This window comes from Paracoccus sp. KKT209 (assembly GCF_055635455.1).
The window spans coordinates 3,090,001-3,109,813 of the sequence record NZ_CM145758.1 but is presented as its reverse complement, the minus strand read 5'-3'; the positions used below and the strand labels follow the sequence as shown (position 1 = coordinate 3,109,813).

The 19,813-nt window shown below is 65.4% G+C and carries 14 protein-coding genes and 2 pseudogenes (1 of these 16 cut by a window edge); 12 read left to right on the top strand and 4 right to left on the bottom strand.

Translation table 11 applies throughout. The features are described 5' to 3' along the window. Positions 1-144: 144 nt before the first annotated feature. Complete coding sequence (locus ACZ2G3_RS15400; protein WP_470396863.1) at positions 145-861, bottom strand: IclR family transcriptional regulator; 717 nt, start codon at positions 859-861, stop codon at positions 145-147. A gap of 153 nt (positions 862-1,014) precedes the next feature. On the opposite strand from ACZ2G3_RS15400, the gene ACZ2G3_RS15395 reads away from it, so the two are divergent. Genes ACZ2G3_RS15395 through ACZ2G3_RS15360 form a run of 8 tightly spaced genes read left to right on the top strand, consistent with a single transcriptional unit; the run spans position 1,015 to position 11,381 of the window. Further along, positions 1,015-2,595, top strand: coding sequence for a M81 family metallopeptidase (locus tag ACZ2G3_RS15395; protein WP_470396862.1), 1,581 nt, complete (start codon positions 1,015-1,017; stop codon positions 2,593-2,595). Continuing rightward, a complete protein-coding gene (locus tag ACZ2G3_RS15390; RefSeq protein ID WP_470396861.1) occupies positions 2,592-4,145 on the top strand; it encodes an ABC transporter substrate-binding protein in 1,554 nt (517 codons plus the stop codon). Before ACZ2G3_RS15395 ends, ACZ2G3_RS15390 begins: the two co-directional genes overlap by 4 nt. A gap of 52 nt (positions 4,146-4,197) precedes the next feature. Further along, entirely contained in the window at positions 4,198-5,139 is a 942-nt protein-coding gene (locus ACZ2G3_RS15385; protein ID WP_470396860.1) for an ABC transporter permease, read from the top strand. Then, positions 5,139-6,014, top strand: a complete 876-nt coding sequence (locus ACZ2G3_RS15380; RefSeq protein ID WP_470396859.1) for an ABC transporter permease — start codon at positions 5,139-5,141, stop codon at positions 6,012-6,014. Before ACZ2G3_RS15385 ends, ACZ2G3_RS15380 begins: the two co-directional genes overlap by 1 nt. Then, a complete protein-coding gene (locus ACZ2G3_RS15375; protein WP_470396858.1) occupies positions 6,014-7,687 on the top strand; it encodes an ABC transporter ATP-binding protein in 1,674 nt (557 codons plus the stop codon). The genes ACZ2G3_RS15380 and ACZ2G3_RS15375 overlap by 1 nt, the downstream gene beginning before the upstream one ends. After that, positions 7,671-8,840, top strand: coding sequence for a M20 aminoacylase family protein (locus ACZ2G3_RS15370; RefSeq protein WP_470396857.1), 1,170 nt, complete (start codon positions 7,671-7,673; stop codon positions 8,838-8,840). Before ACZ2G3_RS15375 ends, ACZ2G3_RS15370 begins: the two co-directional genes overlap by 17 nt. Further along, positions 8,837-9,967, top strand: a complete 1,131-nt coding sequence (locus ACZ2G3_RS15365; protein WP_470396856.1) for a M20/M25/M40 family metallo-hydrolase — start codon at positions 8,837-8,839, stop codon at positions 9,965-9,967. The genes ACZ2G3_RS15370 and ACZ2G3_RS15365 overlap by 4 nt, the downstream gene beginning before the upstream one ends. Before the next feature lie 7 nt (positions 9,968-9,974). Next, a complete protein-coding gene (locus tag ACZ2G3_RS15360; protein WP_470396855.1) occupies positions 9,975-11,381 on the top strand; it encodes an amidase in 1,407 nt (468 codons plus the stop codon). Here the strand turns inward: ACZ2G3_RS15360 and ACZ2G3_RS15355 are convergent. Next, positions 11,378-12,340, bottom strand: coding sequence for an NAD(P)-dependent oxidoreductase (locus ACZ2G3_RS15355; protein WP_470396854.1), 963 nt, complete (start codon positions 12,338-12,340; stop codon positions 11,378-11,380). The two genes, ACZ2G3_RS15360 and ACZ2G3_RS15355, sit on opposite strands and share 4 nt — an antisense overlap. Before the next feature lie 59 nt (positions 12,341-12,399). Here ACZ2G3_RS15355 and ACZ2G3_RS15350 point away from each other — a divergent pair, with 59 nt between their 5' ends. Continuing rightward, a complete protein-coding gene (locus ACZ2G3_RS15350; RefSeq protein WP_470396853.1) occupies positions 12,400-13,857 on the top strand; it encodes an aldehyde dehydrogenase family protein in 1,458 nt (485 codons plus the stop codon). Between the two features lie 498 nt (positions 13,858-14,355). On the opposite strand, the gene ACZ2G3_RS15345 is transcribed toward ACZ2G3_RS15350, so the two are convergent. Next, positions 14,356-14,955, bottom strand: a complete 600-nt coding sequence (locus ACZ2G3_RS15345; RefSeq protein ID WP_470396852.1) for a LysR substrate-binding domain-containing protein — start codon at positions 14,953-14,955, stop codon at positions 14,356-14,358. Positions 14,956-15,287: 332 nt separating this feature from the next. Beyond that, complete coding sequence (locus ACZ2G3_RS15340) at positions 15,288-16,517, bottom strand: sensor histidine kinase (RefSeq protein ID WP_470396851.1); 1,230 nt, start codon at positions 16,515-16,517, stop codon at positions 15,288-15,290. A 296-nt stretch (positions 16,518-16,813) separates the two neighbouring features. Between ACZ2G3_RS15340 and ACZ2G3_RS15335 the strand changes: the two genes are divergently transcribed. The 3 genes and pseudogenes from ACZ2G3_RS15335 to ACZ2G3_RS15325 all read left to right on the top strand — a co-directional run. Beyond that, complete coding sequence (locus ACZ2G3_RS15335; protein ID WP_470396850.1) at positions 16,814-17,911, top strand: HWE histidine kinase domain-containing protein; 1,098 nt, start codon at positions 16,814-16,816, stop codon at positions 17,909-17,911. A gap of 143 nt (positions 17,912-18,054) precedes the next feature. Beyond that, positions 18,055-19,290: pseudogene (locus ACZ2G3_RS15330) on the top strand (IS3 family transposase). Between the two features lie 283 nt (positions 19,291-19,573). Continuing rightward, a pseudogene (locus ACZ2G3_RS15325) lies at positions 19,574-19,813 on the top strand (IS5 family transposase) (its annotated part continues 416 nt past the right edge of the window); the annotation flags it as partial.

Genomic DNA, 19,813 nt, shown 5'->3' with positions numbered 1-19,813 from the left:
TGCCACAAGTCTTGTCTATACCTACGGCGGTTGGTTCGATCGCCGTACGCAGTTCACCTTCGACCGATGTTTAGAGAGGGTGCTGCGTGGTCAGCTGTCAGGCCTACGGCCGCTGCCGTGGCGCGTGTTTGCCGGATCAGCGGATCACCCGGCGATGATGCTGCGAACTGCCTCGGCGGCGAGTGGTGCGACGCTGCGGCGAAACTCCTCGGGGTCCCATTCCGACAGCGACCCGGCGATGTGGATGGCGGCCACAGGCCGGCCATCGGCGCCGGGAATTGCCACCCCAAGCGCGACCTCACCCATCAGAATCTGTTCGAGGGCCAGCGCATGGCCAGCTTGGCGACACAACTCAATCTGTGCACGGATGGCGTGTGGATCGGTCAACGTCCGGGGCGTCAGCGGCCGGAGCTCGGCTTTGGCCAGAAGTGCATCGACCTCGTTTGATGGTAGCATCGCCATGACCGCCCATCCGCCGGAAGTGCATGTTATCGGCACGCTGTTGCCCACCAAGGTAGCAAAGAACGTCTCGCGCTTGCTCTGCAACCGGGCAGCATAGACCATCCGCTGGCCGTCGAACAGCGACAGGTCCACGCGTTCGCGCACATTGCGCCGCAACTCCAGCAGGATCGGGTTCGCGCGCCGTACCAGCGGGTTCAGCCGCAGATAGTCATGGGTCAGGTCCAGGATCGGCAGGTCCAGGCGAAAGCCGCGCCCCTCCTCGGCCGGGGTCAGATAGCCCAACTTGCGGAAGGTATGGACCAGTCGCTGCGCCGCGCTGCGCGTCAGCCCAGTGCGTGCGGCGATCTGTGCCAACGACAGCGCCCCGTCGGCACCCCGAAACGCCTCCAGAACGCTCATTCCGCGGGCAAGCGACTGAACAAACAAGACGTCCTCTGCCTGCAGGCCCTCCGAGGCGTGGTTTTTGCGCGGCATGCAATCTCCGACGTTGACAGGATGAATTATAGGTTAATAAACTCGCAGTACAATGCAACTGTATCGGATGGCAATACATTGCTGAGCGCAACCACTCGGGACCGGCCTCTGCGCATCGCCTTTGCAGGCTTTGTCCACGAGAGCAATTCATTCGCGCCCAGCCCCGCCGACATGGCGGCATTCGAACAGGGCGGGGGCTATCTGCCGCTGAGCCGAGGAGCCGAGATCCTGCAGCGTGCACGGGATGTAAATCTGCCCATCGCCGGCGCCATTTCGCATGGAGAACGGCAGGGCTGGGACATGGTGCCGCTGGTCTGGGCCGGGGCCGTGCCATCCGCTCCGCTGACGGCCGACTGCTATCGTACCCTCACGGACGAAATCGTTCAGGGCCTGCGCGAAGCGGGGCCGCTGGACGGCGTCTTTTTGGACCTGCACGGTGCAATGGTGGCCGACGGCACCCCCGATGGGGAAGGCATGCTGCTGGGCCGCGTGCGGCATGTCGTGGGCCCTGATATACCGGTGGTCGCGGCGCTGGACCTGCATGGCAACATCAGTAAGCGGATGGTGGACAGTGCCGACCTGATGGTGGGCTTTCGAACCTATCCACATGTCGACATGGCCCTGACGGGGCATCGCGCGGCGCAGCATCTGGACCGTCTGATGGACGGCGCGCCGAACGCTAAGGCGTTTCGGCAGCTGGATTTCCTGATCCCGATCGCGTGGCAGGCGACCGATGTCCAGCCTGCGATGGGGTTGTACGACATGCTCGCCGAATGCGACGACCAGGGCTGCGCATCGCTGTTCATGGGCTTTCCGGCAGCGGATGTCGTGGATTGCCGCCCCTCGGTCATCGCCTATGCCGATACACAGGCACAGGCCGACGCCGTGGCCGACCGCCTGTCAAAGGCGCTGCGCACCGCGGAGCCGGCTTTCCGCGGCACCTGTTTCACTCCCGCCGACGGCGTGGCCGACGCGATGCGCCGGGCAGCCGACAAGCCCGTGATTCTGGTCGATACGCAGGACAATCCTGGTGCGGGCGGCGATTCCGATACGACCGGGATGCTGCGCGCGTTGGTCCAGGCTGATGCACAGGACGCGGCCATCGGGCTGATCACGGACCCCGCCGTGGCGGCGGCGGCCCATGCCGCCGGGGTGGGCGCGACGGTTGATCTGTCGTTGGGCGGACGGTCCGGCATCAAGGGCGACGCGCCGTTCCAGGGTCGCTTCACAATCGACGCGCTGTCCGATGGATCCTGCCACGCCACAGGCCCCTATTATGGTGGCGCGCATCTGGCGCTTGGCCTGTCGGCCTGCCTGCGCATCGGGGGAGTGCGGGTCGCGGTCGCGTCCGAAAAGGCGCAGATGGCCGACCGGCAGATGTTCCGCTTCTTGGGTATCGTCCCCGAGGATCAGAAGATCCTGGTCGTCAAAAGCTCGAACCACTTCCGGGCCGATTTTGCCCCGATCGCGGCGGCGATCCTGACCTGCGCCGCGCCCGGGCCGATGCCCGTCAGCCCGGCCAGCCTGCCGTTCCGCCACCTTGCCCCCGGCATCCGCGTGGAGCCGGGCGGCGCCCCCTTTACACCCCCGCGCAAGGCTGACGCCAAGATCGGCCAGCGGACCCGTTCAACAGAGAGGACACCATGCTCAAGCAGATGACCGCCACCCTCTTGGCCTCGACCATGCTGACAGGCGCGGCCTGGGCCGAGACCACCATCAAGGCCGTGATGCATTCCGGCCTGCGCGTGCTGGACCCGGTGATCACCACGGCCCACATCACGCGCAACCACGCCTACATGATCTATGACGTGCTGATCGCGCAGGATTCGGAATTCCAGCCGCAGCCCCAGATGGCCGACTGGACCATCTCAGACGATCAGCTGACTTATACGTTCACGCTGCGCGACGGGCTGACCTTCCATGACGGCGCGCCGGTGACGGCGGCCGACGCCGTGGCCTCGTTGCAGCGGTGGGGACAGAAGGACGCGGGCGGACAGGTCATCATGGACCGCACCGCCAGCCTGGAGGCAACCGACGACAAGACGATCACCTGGACCCTGACCGAACCCTTCGTGCCGATGCTGGACGTGCTGTCCAAGCAGTCGGCGCTGCCGCCCTTCATCATGCCGGCCCGCGTGGCCGAGACCTCCGCCGACGAGGCGATTACCGAATATGTGGGATCGGGGCCCTTCCGCTTTGTCGAATCTGAATTCCAGCCGGGCCTGATGGTCGTCTATGAGAAGTTCGACGATTACGTACCGCGCGACGAGCCCTCCGACTGGATGGCGGGCGGCAAGGTCGTGAATGTCGACCGGGTCGAATGGGTAAACATGCCCGACGTCCAGACCGCCGTGAACGCCCTGTCCGGCGGAGAGATCGATTATATCGAAGCGATGCAGGTTGACCTGATCCCGCTGCTGGAGGGCGATCCGAACATCGTCGTCGAGACGCGAGAGCCGACCGGCATGCAGACGATGACGCGGATGAACTTCCTGCACCCGCCCTTCGACAACGTCCAGGTTCGTCAGGCCGCCATCAAGGCGATCACACAGGAACCGGTGCTGGCCGCAATGGTCGGCAACCCCGAATATTATTCGGTCTGCGGCGCCATTCTGGGCTGCGGCACCCCGCTGGAGAACGCGACGGGCACCGAGACCCTGACCCAAGGCGGGGGCGCCGAGGAGGCGCGGTCGCTGCTGGAACAGGCGGGCTATGACGGCACGCCCGTCGTGCTGATGGCTCCGACCGACATGGTCGCGCTGGCCACCCAGCCTGTCGTCGTGTCGCAGATGCTGCGGGAGGCCGGCTTCGAGGTCGAGCTGCAGCCGATGGACTGGCAGACGCTGGTCACCCGCCGCGCCAGCCAGGCGGCCCCGGCCGAGGGCGGCTGGAACGTGTTCATCACCAACTGGATGGTGCCGGAAATCTCGAACCCGATCTCGAACCCGATGCTGAACGGACGAGGCGACGACGCCTGGTTCGGCTGGCCCACGGACGAGACCATCGAGGGTCTCAAGGAGGAGTTCATCGACGCCCCCGATGCCGCCACTCAAGCTGCGGTCGCCGAAAAGATTCAGGGCCACGCGCTCGAGAACGGCCTGCTGATCCCCTTGGGACAGTACACCCTGCCGCAGGCCCGCCGCACCACGATCACCGAGATGATCAACTCGCCCGTGCCGGTCTTCTGGGGCCTGAAGAAGTCCGAGTGATCCTGTGGGGGGCGGTGCCGCCGCCCCCAATCCACCCGATCGGAGGAACCTGATGCTTGGGTATATCCTGCGGCGGTGCCTTGCCGTCATTCCGGTGATGCTGCTGGTCGCCGTCTTTGTCTTCCTGCTGCTGCGTCTGACGCCCGGTGACCCCGCGGCCATCATTGCGGGCGACATGGCCACCCCCGCCCAGTTGGAGCGCATCCGCGAGGCAATGGGGCTGAACGACCCGCTGCACGTGCAGTTCATGTCCTGGGTGGGGCGGTTGCTGCAGGGCGACTTGGGCGTGTCGCTGATCTCGAACACGCCGGTTGCCTCGATGGTCGCCGACCGTGTCGCGCCGACGCTGTCCATCGCGGTGCTGACGATCATCATGTCGGTGGCCCTGGCCGTGCCGATGGGTGTGCTGGCCGCGTGGAAGCATCGCAGCGCCGCCGATTACGCGGTGATGACATTCTCGGTGCTGGGCTTCTCGGTCCCGGTCTTCGTGATCGGATACCTGTTCATCCTGATCTTCTCGCTGCAGTTGGGCTGGTTCCCGGTCCAGGGCTATACGCCCATGTCGTCGGGCCTGGGAGGGTTTTTGTCGAACGCCTTCCTGCCCGCGCTGACGTTGTCCACGATCTATGTCGCACTGATCGCCCGCATGACCCGCGCTAACATGCTGGAGGTGCTGGGCGAGGATTACATCCGCACCGCCCGCGCTAAGGGCGCCCCCGAACGCACCGTCCTGTTCCGCCACGCGCTGAAGAACGCCGCCGTGCCGATTCTGACCGTGATCGGGACGGGCTTCGCGCTGCTGATCGGGGGCGTGGTCGTGACGGAAACCGTCTTCAACATTCCCGGCGTGGGCCGCCTGACGGTCGATGCGATCCTGGCGCGGGACTATCCGGTCATCCAGGCAATGATCCTGCTGACCAGTTTTCTGTATGTCCTGGTGAACCTGTTGATCGACCTCAGCTACAGCCTCTTTGACCCAAGGATCCGCTACTGATGGCACAGGTACCGCAACCGACTTCGGCAATGCAGCCGGTCCTGCGCGCGCTGCGCCTCCCGCAATTCGGCCCGGGCAGCAGGATCGCGGCGCTGGTGCTGGCGATCATTGTCGCGCTGACACTGCTGGCGGGTTGGATCGCGCCGCACGACCCGCTTACCATGAATCCCATGGCCCGCCTGCAGGGTCCGGCCGAGGGTCACCCGCTTGGCACCGACAACTTCGGCCGCGACATCTTCAGCCGGGTGCTGATCGGGGGACAGCTGTCGCTGATCATTGGCATCGCCACGGCGGTGGTATCGATCCTGCTGGGCCTGGTCATCGGCATGGTCGCGGGCTTCTTCCGCACGGCGGATGCCATCATCATGCGGATGATGGACGCGCTGATGGCGATCCCGTCGATCTTGCTGGCGATCGCGCTGGTGGCGCTGAACGGGCCGTCAGTCGGATCGGTCATCGCCGCGATCACCATCCCTGAGATCCCCCGGGTCGTGCGGCTGGTCCGCGCCGTGGTCCTGTCCGCGCGCGAGGAACCCTATGTCGAGGCCGCGATCGCGCTCGGCACGCCGATGCGCAAGATCCTGGTGCGCCACCTGGTCCCGAACACCACCGCGCCGCTGATCGTGCAGGGCACCTACATCCTGGCCTCCGCCATCCTGACCGAGGCGATCCTGTCCTTTCTGGGCGCGGGCGTCAGCACCGAGACCCCCACTTGGGGCAACATCATGGCCGAGGGCCGGCTGTTCTTCCGCATCAAGCCGGAGCTGATCCTGTATCCGGGCATCGCGCTGTCGCTGTGCATCCTGTCGATCAACCTTCTGGGCGACGCGGCACGCGACATGCTGGACCCGCGGCTGAAGAAGAGGGCAGGCTGATGCAGTTCAAGACACGTGATTTCGACGCGGCCGACGTGGTGCTGCAGACATGCAACCTGACCGTGACCCTGCCCGACACGCCGGGCAACCCGAGCGTCCTGAAATCCATCGACGTGACCATCCGCGCGGGCGAGACCGTCTGCCTGGTGGGCGAATCCGGGTCGGGGAAATCGGTCACCTCGCTGGCGATCATGGGGCTGTTGCCGCAGGCGCTGCGCGTCGCGGGCGGAACCATCGCGCTGCAGGGCCGCGACCTGCTGCCGCTGACGCAGGCGCAGATGCGCGACCTGCGCGCGGCCCGCGTCGCGATGATCTTTCAGGAACCCATGACCGCGCTGAACCCGGTCCTGCGGGTGGGCGACCAGATCATGGAGGTGATGGAGCTGCACACCGACCTGCCCGCCACCGAACGCCGCAGGCGGGCCGTGGCGATCATGGAACAGGTGCATCTGCCCGACGTTGACCGCATCTTCCGCAGCTATCCGCACCAGCTGTCGGGCGGTCAGCGCCAGCGGATCATGATCGCGATGGCCCTGGTGCTGGAACCCGTGCTGCTGATCGCGGACGAGCCCACGACCGCGCTGGACGTGACCACGCAGAAACAGATCCTGGCGCTGATCGACGAATTGCAGCGCGACCACGGGACGGCGGTCCTGTTCATCACCCATGACATGGGCGTCGTCGCCGAGATCGCCGACACCGTCTATGTCATGAAGCAGGGAGAGATCGTCGAACACGGCGCGGTCGAGACCCTGCTGCGCGCGCCGCAGGCGGATTACACCCGCAAGCTGCTCAAGGCCGTGCCCAGCCTGTCGCCCCGCGACCCCCGGCCCGCGACGGATGACGCGGTCCTGCGGGTCGAGCGGCTGAACAAGATCTATGGCGGCGGCGGCATCCTGCGCAAGCTGCCCCAAGCCCATGCCGCCCGCGACGTGAGCTTTGCCCTGTCACGCGGCCGCACCCTGGGCATCGTGGGCGAAAGCGGGTCGGGCAAATCGACCGTCGCGCGCTGCATCATGCGGCTGATCGACCCCAGTTCGGGGCGCATCCTGCTGGACGATGCCGACATCGCGAACCTTTCGCGCGGCGCCCTGCGCCCGCACCGGCAAAAGCTTCAGGTGGTGTTCCAGGACCCGATGCGGTCGCTGAACCCGCGCTGGACCATCGGCGAGAGCCTGATCGAGGGGCCGCTGAACTATGGCACCACGCGGCGTGACGCGCTGGCCGAGGCCGCGCGCCTGATGGGCGTCGTGGGGCTGCCCGCCGATGCGCTGGCCCGTTACCCGCACCAGTTCTCAGGCGGGCAGCGGCAGCGGATCGCGATCGCCCGCGCGGTGATGATGCGCCCCGACGTGCTGGTGGCCGACGAGGCCGTGTCGGCGCTGGACGTGTCGGTGCAGGCGCAGGTGCTGGACCTGCTGGACCAGCTGCAGCGCGACCTGGGCATCGCCATCGTCTTCATCACCCACGACCTGCGCGTCGCCGCCCAGATCTGCGACGAGGTGATCGTGATGCAACGCGGCGCCGTCGTGGAACACGGCCCCGCGGGCCAGGTGCTGGCCGCGCCCGCCCATCCCTATACCCGCGCCCTGATCGAGGCCGCTCCCGGCCGGTCCTGGGACTTTCAGAACTTCCGCGCCATGCCAGAGGTGAGACATGCCGAACCTGCCTGAGATCGACGCCGCCGTCCCGGACCTGACCGAGATCTTCCGCGACCTGCACGCGCACCCGGAAATCGGCATGGAGGAGGTCCGCACCAGCGCGGTCGTCGCCGCGAAACTGCGCGAATGGGGCGTCGACGAGGTCCACGAGGGCGTGGGCCGGACCGGCGTCGTGGGCATCGTGCGCGGCCGGGGCCAGGGCAACCGCCGCATCGGCCTGCGCGCCGACATGGATGCGCTGCCGATCCACGAGGCGACGGGGCTGCCGCATGCGTCCACGCAGGCCAGCAAGATGCATGCCTGCGGCCATGACGGCCACACCACGATGCTGCTGGGGGCCGCGCAGTATCTGGCGCGGACGCGCAATTTCGACGGCACCGCCGTCCTGATCTTCCAGCCCGCCGAGGAGGGTCTGGGCGGCGCGCGCGCGATGATTGCCGACGGGCTGTTCCAGCGGTTCCCGGTGGACGAGGTCTATGGCATGCACAACCAGCCGACCGGCCAGCCCGGCCGCGCCACCCTGTGCAAGGGTCCGGCCATGGCGGGGGCGTCGTTCTTCGACATCACCGTGACGGGCAAGGGCAGCCACGCCGCGATGCCCCAGCAGTCGCGCGACGCGCTGGTCGCGGCATCGGGGCTGGTCGGGCAGTTCCAGACCATCCTGGGCCGCAACGTCGCGCCCCTGGATCAGGCCGTGCTGTCGGTGACCCAGATCCATGCGGGCAGCGCCTATAACGTGGTGCCCGAGACCGCGACCCTGGCCGGCACGATCCGCTTTTTCCGACCCGAGGTCCGCGACCTGATGCAGGCGCGGATGCGCGCCATCTGCGACGGGGCCGCGCAAGCGTTCAATCTGCAGATCACCTGCGCGTTCCGCGAGATCTTCGACGTGCTGGTGAACGATGCCGAGCTGTCCGACGCCTGGACCCAGGCCGCGGCCGACGTGCTGGGGGCCGACAACGTCCGCGACGATTCCCAGCCCTTTACCGGGTCCGAGGATTTCGCCGACATGCTGCAGCAGGTCCCCGGCGCCTATGGCAATGTGGGCCACGCGGGCACCGTGCCGCTGCACAATCCGGGCTTCGTGCTGGACGAGGGCATCCTGCCCATCGGCGCCTCGATCTATGCGCGCCTGATCGAACGCCGTCTGCCGGTGGCGGCATGAGCGCGGTCGACCTGCCCTTCGACGCGGAGGCGATGCTGGCGGGCCTGCGCCCGTGGATCGAGTGCGAAAGCCCCACCTGGGACGCGGCCGCCGTCAACCGGATGATGGACCTGGCCGCGCGTGACCTGTCGGCCATCGGGGCCACGGTGGAAACGGTGCGTGGGATCAAGGGTTTCGGCACCTCCATTCGCGCGACTTTTCCGCATGCCGATCAGGGCAAGCCGGGCATCTTGGTGTCAGGGCACATGGATACGGTCCACCCGAAAGGGACCTTGGAAAAGCTGCCCTTCCGGGTGCAGGACGGCAAGGCCTGGGGTCCCGGCATCATGGACATGAAGGGCGGCAATTACGTCTTCCTGGAGGCGATGCGCCAGATCGCGCGCGGGGGCCTGACCACGCCGCTGCCGGTGACCTTCCTGTTCACGCCTGACGAAGAGGTCGGCACCCCCGCCACCCGCAGCCTGATCGAGGATGCCGCCCGCGGGCAGCGCGCCGTTCTGGTCCCCGAACCCGCGCTGCCCGACGGGGGCGCGGTCGTGGGCCGGTACGCCATCGCGCGGTTCGACCTGCTGACGCACGGACGCCCCAGCCACGCGGGCTGGGCGCTGAAGGACGGGCGGTCGGCCATCGCCGCGATGGCCCGCCGCGTCCTGGAGGTCGAGGCGATGACTACCGAGGATTGCACGTTTTCGGTCGGCGTCATCCATTCCGGCCAATGGGTCAACTGCGTCGCGTCCGAATGCCGGGCCGAGGTTCTGTCCATGGCCAAGACCCAGGAGGACCTGGACCGCGGCGTCGCGGCCATGCTGGCCCTGCAGGGTGAACGCGACGGGGTCGACTTCACCGTCACCCGCGGCGTTACCCGCCCGGTCTGGGAGCCGCAGCCGGGCACGATGGCGCTGTACGACCTGGCGCGCGACCTGTCGGCGCAGATCGGGTTCGACCTGTCGTCGGACCGGTCCGGGGGCGGATCGGACGGAAACTTCACCGGCGCGATGGGGGTGCCCACGCTGGACAGCATCGGCGTGCGGGGCCGCGGCCTGCACACGCTGGACGAACATATCCAGGTCTCCAGCCTGTCCGAGCGTGCGCGCCTAGCGGCAGGCCTGCTGACCCAGATCACCTGAGGACCCCATGACAGCACTCCACGACCTGACCGCCGCCGCGATGACCGCGGGCTTTGCCGCCCGCAGACTGTCGCCGGTCGAGGTGACCCGCGCCGTCCTGGAGCGAATCGACGCCTGCGAGCCGGTGCTGAATGCGATGTGGACCGTCGATCACGACCTGGCGCTGGAGGCCGCCCGCGCGTCAGAGGGCCGCTGGCGGCGGGGCGACCAGGTGACGGTGAACGGCGTGTCGCTGGATGGCGTGCCGATTACCATCAAGGAGAACATCGCGACACGCGGCGTGCCCATGCCCCTGGGCACCGCGGTCAGCGACATGACCCCGCGGGCCGAGGATGCGCCCCCCGCCGCCCGCATGCGCGAGGCCGGAGCAGTCTTTCTGGGCCGCACGACAATGCCCGATTTCGGGATGTTGTCGTCGGGTCTGTCCAGTTTTCACCGGCTGGCACGCAACCCGTGGAACACCGACATGAACCCCGGCGGGTCCAGTGCTGGAGCCGGGGCCGCGGGGGCGGCGGGCTACGGGCCGATCCAATTGGGAACCGATATCGGCGGCTCGATCCGCCTGCCTGCGGCCTGGTGCGGGCTCGTGGGACTGAAACCCAGCCTGGGCCGGGTGCCGATCGACCCGCCCTTCATGGGCCGCGCGGCGGGACCGATGACGCGGACGGCGCGCGACGCCGCGATGGCCATGGCGGTGCTGTCGCAGCCGGACGCGCGCGACCACATGTCCTTGCCGCCCGCGACGATCGACTGGCTGGACCTGAACCGCGACCTGACGGGCCTGCGCGTGGGCCTGCTGATGGATGCGGGCTGCGGCTTGGCGGTCGACCCGCAGGTGCACGACGCCGTCACCGCCGCGGCCGCGCTGTTCGAACAGGCCGGTGCCATCGTCCAGCCCATCGACCCGTGGATGACCCCCGACCTGCTGCAGGGCCTCGACGATTTCTGGCGTACGCGGGCCGGACTGGACGTGCTGGCGCTGGACCCTGCACAGCGTGCGGCGATCCTGCCGCTGGTGCGCGAATGGGCGGAATCGGGTCTGGGCCGGTCCGGAGAGGACGTCTGGCGCAGCTATGGCGCCACGGTCGAGATCCGCCGCCGCACCGCGCAGGCGACGGCCGATCTGACCCTGATCCTGTCGCCGGTCTCTCCCAATGTCGGATTTCCGGCGGACTGGGCCTATCCGGCGGACAACGACGTGGCCCGCGCGATGCAGCATATCGGCTTCACCGCGCCCTTCAACATCGGCGAACAGCCGGCAATCACTGTCCCCTGCGGCCATGACCGCAGCGGCGTGCCCATCGGGCTGCAGATCGCAGCCCGCCGCTTCGACGACATCGGGGTCTTGCGCGCCGCGCGGGCGTGGGAACGCATCGCCCCACCTGCACGCCCCTGGCCAGTGGTCGTGGGCTAATCGTGGGGCAGCTTGTCCGGCGCGGCGAACAAGGCGGGGGCTTCGGACAGGTAGCTGTCGGCGAAGCCGCCCTGGGCCAGAGACTGCAGCGCCGCGTCCACGCCCCCGGCGGCGTGATGCGCGGCGCCGACATCCAAGGACAGGCGCAGATAATAGGACAGGTCCTTGGCGGCGTTCGCGATAGAGAACTTCATCCCCGAGGGGTCGCCCGACAGCAGGAAGGGCGCGATCCGGTCCAGCGCCGCGCCGTGCCCGCCGCCCTTGGCCAGTGCATCGACGAAGACCGCGTCAGCAATGCCGCTCTTGCGGGCGCAGGCGGCGGCTTCGCTGATCAGGGTTGCGCAGCCGATCGACACATAGTTGTGCAGCAGTTTCAGCGTATGTCCTGTGCCGACATCGCCCGCATGGAAGATGTTTTCCGCAAAGGAGTCCAGCAGCGGACGCATGCGGTCGAACAGGTCATCATCCGCGCCGACCAGCAGGTTCAGGCGGCCCTGTTCCGCTTCTTGCGGAGTACGGGTCATGGCAGCGTCCATGAACCCGCAGCCGGACTCCCGTGCCAACCCTGCCAAGCGCAGTGTCGAACTGGGGACCGCAGTCGAGCAATCGACGATCACCGTGCCCGGCCGGATCGACGCCAGCAGACCTTGAGAGCCCAGCAGCACCGCCTCGACCTGAGGGGTGCCGGAGACGCAGAGGATGACGACTTGGCACTCCGCCAAGTCGGCCAGCCTGCCGACGCGGCTTGCGCCGAGCGCCAGAAGGTCGTCGACCGGCTGGTTGCCGGAATGGTCCAGGAATCGCAGTGGCCAGCCCTTTGCCGCAAGGTTACGGGCGATCCCATGGCCCATCAGGCCTACCCCCACCATACCCACTATCATGCCGTTCATCCGTTCCTCTTGCGTTGTGACCGACGCAGGCTGGCGCCTTGTTGCGGAAGCTTGGCGGCTGACGGGCATGGCCACAAGATGCCGGGAGACGCCGCGGCGACATTTTCCAGACGATGACAGGACGAGACATGACCCTCGACAAGCTGACGCGGATCGACACGCGCCTTATCTTCCTGAATGGCACGTGGGTGGCACCCGCGGGGGCCGGGACGATTCCGGTGGAGGATCCTTCGACCGGAACCGTAATCGCCCAGATCGGGCGCGGCACGGCAGAAGATGTTGATCAGGCGGTGGGCGCGGCGCGATCGGCCCTGGAGGGTGAGTGGGGCGGCCTGACGGCAACCGAACGAGGCCGCATCCTCATGCGCATGTCGGAACTGGTGCTGGAACGGGCCGAGGATCTTGCGATGATCGAGACGCTGGACGTCGGCAAGCCGCTGGACCAGTCTCGCCGGGATGCAGTCGCGCTCGCGCGGTACCTGGAGTTTTATGCCGGCGCCGCGGACAAGTTGATGGGCACTACGATCCCCTATCAGCAGGGCTTCACGGTCTTTACGTTGCGCGAGCCGCATGGCGTCTGCGGTATAATCATTCCCTGGAACTATCCGATGCAGATCTTGGGACGGGCTGTTGCTGCCGCCCTTGCGACCGGCAATTCCGTTGTGCTGAAACCGGCCGAGGATGCCTCCGTTTCGGCGCTGGTCTTTGCCGACATTGCGGCAAAGGCAGGGTTGCCGGCAGGCGCGCTGAACGTAGTGACGGGTCTTGGCGCCGATGTGGGGGCCGCATTGTCGGGGCACGCTGGCGTTGACCACCTGTCCTTCACGGGGTCGGTGGGAACCGGCATGCGGGTCCAGGAAGCCGCCGCACGGAACGTGGTTCCCGTCACGCTAGAGTTGGGCGGCAAGTCACCCCACATCGTTTTCGACGACGCAGACCTGGATCGTGCCATGCCGGTACTGGTGGGCGCTTGCATGCAGAACGCGGGGCAGACCTGTTCCGCTGCCTCACGCGTGCTGGTACAGCGTGGTATCTATGACGAGGTGCGCCGCCGGATGATCGAGATCTACCGGACGCTGGTGGTTGGGCCCGCCCGGGACAATCATGACCTCGGCCCGCTGGTGTCTCGCAAGCAGCAGCGGATCGTACAAGATTTCATTGAACTGGGACGGCGAGAGCTGACGCTTGCGGCGCAGGGGGAACTGCATCCCGGTGCGACGGCCGGGGGGAACTACGTCCTGCCAACGCTTTTCGCTGAAGTCCCGCCAGACCACCCCCTTGCTTGCCAGGAGATCTTTGGGCCGGTGCAGGTGCTGATCCCGTTCGGCGACGACGACGAGGCCCTGCGGATTGCCAACGGGACCGACTATGGACTGGTGGCTGGTCTCTGGACGCGTGATGGCGGACGACAGTTGCGGATGGCTGGCAGACTCCGGTGCGGGCAGGTGTTCGTGAACAACTACGGAGCCGGAGGCGGGATCGAGCTGCCTTTCGGCGGAGTGGGGAAGTCCGGTCACGGCCGAGAGAAAGGCTTCGAGGCGCTCTATGGCTTTACCCGCGTAAAGACGGTTGCGCTGCAACACTGAGCGGTGGCGTCGCAAACCGCTTGCCGTGCGACAGGGGATCAGCGACTTCGCCGGCTTCAGGCCGCGAACTGACAGAATTGCTGAATATTGCGGAGCTCGGACCAGAGCTGGCCCTTGCAGATCATGTTCACTGGTTAGATTGGGGCGATGATCGACGCCGCTGACGTGAAATACATTGTCGTTAAATGGGAGACAGGGTTCTTGGGATGGTCGGTCAGCGGCAAAGGCGATGGCAAAGAAACGGGCAGTGTCGGGGCTAAGGCTCTGCGTCGGGCATAGATCTTACTTCTGCTCGTTCAGGGGAACCTTGCTGAGAGCAACAGCGTGGACAGGGGGATCCTTCACATTTTTGGGGCTAGGGGTCGGCCTTGCGACGCTCCGGCGGTGGATTCGGCGACTAGCCGAGGAGGGCAGTCGAACAATTACGTTGGTCCTGCGCAAGCGCGGCCGCTCGGTAGAGCTGCCGGGGTGCCGGAGCGCGGGACGATGTTGAAACCATCATTGATACCCACCTGACGCAGCACCGCTTGAGACGAGAGCGCTGCAGTTCGGTGCACAAAGAATGCTGGAGGCGCTTACACGCTGCAGGTTATGCGTCAGGCTAAAGGGAAACGCTTTAAGCGCCTCGCGCAACAGATCCCAAAACCGTTCAGCAGGGTCACACATGCGCGCGCCAGAGCGGAACAGGGCAACACGAACGTCTATATCCCACTTCCACTCCCGCGGCCTGCCAGAGGCCAGGCGCCCCGTTGATCCCAGTTTGTTCCTTGCAAGGCTTTGCGGAACCCAGGCTATACCCTTTCTTGCGGCCGCGAGGGCCTTCAACACCATTGCTAGGTGCGAACTGAGCACCGGCGACAGATGCAGGTCACGGTCCCGCGCAAGCAAGTCAGCCGACAGGATCCGGCCCATGCCGGGACTGTGTTCGAAGGCTAAATGCGGTACCGGCTCCTTGCGCGTGCCGGGCAAGCGGTGCAGCGGCTGCTCATGGGTTTCCCTGCCGACGACCGGGATCAGCCGGTCAGGTGCCAGCGCAATGTGATCGAAGGCGGACGTTGAAAGCGCAACCGGGATCGCCAGGTGATAGTGGCACAGCATAAGACCATCTTCCCGGCTGTCTTCGTATTGGCCCGAGTGCACCTGATTGGCTGAAGGTCGCTGGCAAAGATGATGTTCAGAAAGATTTTAGGGGCCAGCCGGGGGAGAGTTGCCATTCGCATGATGTGCGCCCGCCAACGAATTGGGCAAGAAGACGGTCGCCGTTTATGCCGAGGAAGTCGCCGACGCCATGTGCCATGCCGAACGATTTGCGACAGAGCCCGCCTTCTGTGCATCTGACACCCCAAGTACGGCTTCAAGAGCTTCCACCAGGGAGGTCGAACATTTCGGGCCCCGAGCTTTCGCCTTGCGCGGCAGCCTCTGACAAGTTCTCACGCCTGAAGCGTGGAGGGCTCCTGCACGGTGAACTGCACCACGAACCGTGTACCGGGATCGGCCTTCTGCCATTCCGGCTGGCCGCCCAACTGCTGAGCCAGGCTGACGATCAACCTCATGCCCAGACTTGTAGAACTCTCGGCAGCAAAGCCCGGGGGCAGACCCTGGCCCTCGTCATGAACCGTCAGGCGGATGTGCACCGGCTCACCAGGCTGGATGGTGATCCACACCTCCCCACTGCCATCCGGGTAGGCGTACTTGAACGCGTTTGTCACTAGCTCGTTCACCAGAAGTGCCAGCGGTACAGCCTGATCCGTCGCCATCATGAGCGTCGCGAAGGAGCAGTTCAGGGTGTGACCCGGTGTGGCTGTTGCAAGGATCTGGTCGCACAAAGCGCCCATGAACTCGGCGAGGTTGACCGTCTGCACCTCATCCGCACGCCACAGCCGGTCATGAACCTGCGCGATCGTCGCCACGCGGGCGCGCGCGTCCTCGAGCGCCTGCTTCAAGGAAGGATCGGAAGAAGAGCGTCCTTGCATGCTCAGCAGGCCCGCCACCATGGCCAGACTGTTCTTGACCCGGTGGCTGATCTCGCGTGTCAGAACCTCCTGATGCGCGATGACCTCATGCAATCGTGCCTCGCTGGCTCGCAACGCTCCTTCAGCTTGCTGCCGCTCGATCGCGACGCCAAGGAGGTTCGCAAATCCCTGCAGAAACGCCAGATCCGCCTCGGTGAAGCGGCCTTCGGTCGGACTATCCACTTCAAGTAGGCCGTAGCGCTGGTTATCGCCTTGAATGATTACGTTGATCGCCCGCTTGATCCCGTGATCCGCAAGTATCGACGGAGTGCGGAAACGGGTTTCCTGTTGCAGGTGATTTGAAATGACCGGCTCGCCGGTCTGGAAGGCGTAGCCTGTCGGACTTGCCCTATCGGCTCCGGCCCGCGCATGTCCCACCACCCCGGGTTTCCAGCCTACACCAGCCCGCACGATGAACTGATCCTCCTGGGGCAGATACTCCATGACCTTGCAGAATGCGCTGTGCAGGCCAAGGGCGCAGACCCGGGAGGCCTCCTGCAGCAGCGCATCGGTGTCATGGGTGCTCAACGCGTATCGGCCGAAGTCCGCGGCAAGCTGCTGCTGCCGAAGACGATAAGCCAGCTCCTCGGCGGCTCCACCGCCCTGCTCGGGAGCCACGGCCGGGGCAGTCATGTGGTCGTCGCTCATGTCGGCGTCTCCTTGGCTCTACCTTGGCCGGTCTTGGCATCGGCTGTTGCATCAGCTTGTTCTGCGCAGGCGGTATAGGGCAACAGCAGCGGCAAGACGAGGAAAGGATGGCGGACTTGAGGCGCATCTCATTTATCCACAATTTCGGGGGACAGTTCGGGGGGTAACGGGAGAAAGCCAGGCGGGATCAGCATGCTGCTCTTCCCGGCCATCGCCGCGTCCCTGGAGGGCCAGCAGTTTATTTTCCGTCATTTGCTCGTATAAATGCCGCAAGTTGCAGTGCGCCGAGGACCGGGATGACAAGCAGGACCCATGACTTTCAGACGGATCTCGACATCATCGCTTCCATTTCCGCCGTTTCCTCCATTCTCGACGTGGTCTGCCAGATGACGGGGATGGGTTTTGCGGCGGTTGCACGAGTAACCGAAGGCCGCTGGATCGCCTGCGCCGTCAAGGACGAGATCGACTTTGGCCTGGCCACGGGTGACGAACTGCCGGTGGAGACAACCATCTGCCACGAGATCCGCCAGATGCCTACGCCGGTGATCATCGAGAACGTGTCAGAGGACGATGTCTACTGTGATCACGACACGCCGCTGATGTACGGCTTCCAAAGCTATGTCTCCTTTCCCATCCATCTTCCGGATGGCGCCTTCTTCGGCACCCTCTGCGCCATCGATCCCGCCCCCCGGAAGCTCAAGTCTTCGCAGACGATCGCGACCTTCGAGCTTTTCGCCGAGCTGATCGGCCAGCACCTTGAGGGCGAGCGCAAGCTCGCCCGGACCGAACGCCTGCTGGAGGAGCGGCGGGACTGGGAACGTCAGCAGCGGGTCATCCAGCGGGAAATGATCCACCGCATGAAGAACACCCTGAGCATGATCCAGGCGGTGGTGACCCAGAGCCTGCGGGCTGCCGCCACGCTGGAGGAGGCCGCGGGCGCGGTGGCCGACCGGATCGGGGCGATGGCGCGCGCTCAGGATTTCCTGACGGAGCAAAGGTGGGAAACGGCCGACATCCACGAGATCGTCCAGGGCGCTCTGGCACCTCACAACGACGGCGGGCACCGCTTCATCATCGACGGGGACAGCGTCGAGGTGAACGCGCAGCAGATCATGGGGCTGGCGCTGGCACTTCATGAGCTGTCGACCAATGCGGCAAAATATGGCGCGTTGTCGAACGAGCAGGGCCGGATCCACATCTCATGGAGCGTGACGTCAGAAGGGGCCTTCACATTCCTTTGGAAGGAGCGGGGCGGTCCAGAGGTGGCCTCGCCCTCCAGAAAGGGCTTCGGGGCGCGCCTGACCGAGCGGGTTGTGCCATCCTATTTCGACGGCCGCGCGGATCTGCGCTATGCGCCTGAAGGGCTCCACTATGAACTGAAGGGAAGCTTGTAAAAGATCCTGGCCCCACCCGATGCTGGCAGGAAGCGGGCCCTTGAGCGCATGGGAACATTCCGTGGCAGCTCCTGTTACTGGCCTGCCCCCTGGAAAGTGGTCCTTCCTGAAGTATGGCTTTGAATCATTTGGCGGATGCAGGAATGCCCCAGAAGAGACACAAGCCGGAAGAGATCGTTGCGAAGCTTCGGCAGGTCGACGTGCTGGTATCGCAAGGTCAGTCTGTGGCCGAGGCGGTGCGGTTGATCGGTGGTGAGGCATGAGCACGCCACCGGTTCAAGTGTCATGCCGAACCAGTTCACCTGCTACCGATGGCGCAAGGAGTATGGCGGGCTGAAGTCCGACCAGGTGAAGCGGCTGAAGGAGCCGGAGAAGGAGAACGAGCGGCTCAGGAAGGCCGTCTCGGACCTCACCCTCGAGAAGCATATTCTGAAGGAAGCTGCCTCGGGAAACTATCAAGCCCCGCCCGCCGCCGTGCCTGCGTCGATCATGTGCGGGTGAAGTTCTCTGTCTCAGAGCGCTTCGCCTGCCGCGTGAACGCCCCGACGAAGACGCACCGACGGCGGACATTGCTTGCCAGCCAGTATGGGCGCTATGGCTATCGCCGGATCACGGCCATGCTGCGTGATCCCGGCTGGATCGTGAACACCAAGCGCGTCGAGCGGATCTGGCGGCGGGACTGAGGAGGATCGGGAAAGGCCCGGCGGGGTGTTTCCCCCGCGAAGCTGAAGGTTCCCCAGAAGCAACCCAAGAAGGGCCGGCTCTGACTGGGTGACGGGTCCTGCATCCGTCTGCGGCCGGAGCGGCCGAACCACGTCTGGTCCTACGACTTCGTGGAGAGCCGGACCCACGATGGAAGGAAGTTCCGCATGCTCAATGTGATCGACGAGTTCACCCGGGAGTGCCTGGCCATCAGGATCGACCGGAAGCTGAACTCGGCGGCCGTGATCGATGTGCCTCGACCGACCTGTTCATCTTGCGAGGCGTGCCTAGCCATGTTCGATCGGACAATGGGCCGGAGCGCTTAGCCAAGCCGTTCGCTACTGGATTGATCGTAGGAGCAAAGACGCTGTTCATAGAACCAGGCAGCCTGTGGGATGGAGGAGGATCAGGAAACAGTCCGGGGGACTGTTTCCCCGACGACGGGCTACTGCGAGAGCTTCAATTCGAAGCTCCGCGACGAGCTGATCAACGACGAGATCTTCTATTCACTCGCCGAGGCTCGCGTGGTGATCGAGACGTGACGCGTCCACTACAACACAGTGCGGCCACACTCGTCCCTTGGCTACAGACCACCCGCGCCCGAGGCCATTCATTGGCTATCAAAGCGAGACGTGCCCTCTCCCCGTCGGCGCCTGCCTTGGCACAAAGACCCATGATGCCCTAAGACTTAAATCGGACCATTCGATATGGGCAGGCCAGCGAGGAGATCCATGATGGAGGTTACCGTAATAAGCTTGGACCTCCGCCAATGCAGCGGCGGCTTTGAATTTGCCTCGGTGGTGACGGCGATACTGTCAGCAGGAACCAGACGCTGTTGCCTGTGGCCCAACAGTCCATCCAAAAAAGGCACTGCCGAGTGCGTGTCACAATTCTGCTGAACTTCTTGCCTAAAGACTAGTTCTGTCAGCCCCAGACAAACAAGATGCAGTAAAGTGCGATAGCGGTATTATCTTCATCAATCGCGATGGATTGCGATGGTGCGATGCGCCGAAGGAATATGGGCCAGCCAAGACCCTCTACAATCGTTGGAAGCGTTGGAGCGATAACGGGGTCTTCGCCCGGATCATGGTCGGCCTGGCCGCCGAAGGCGCCGATCCAAAGACAATCATGATCGATGCGACCTATCTGAAGGCGCACCGCACGGCTTGCAGCCTGCGTGCAAAAAAGGGGGGCGTAGTC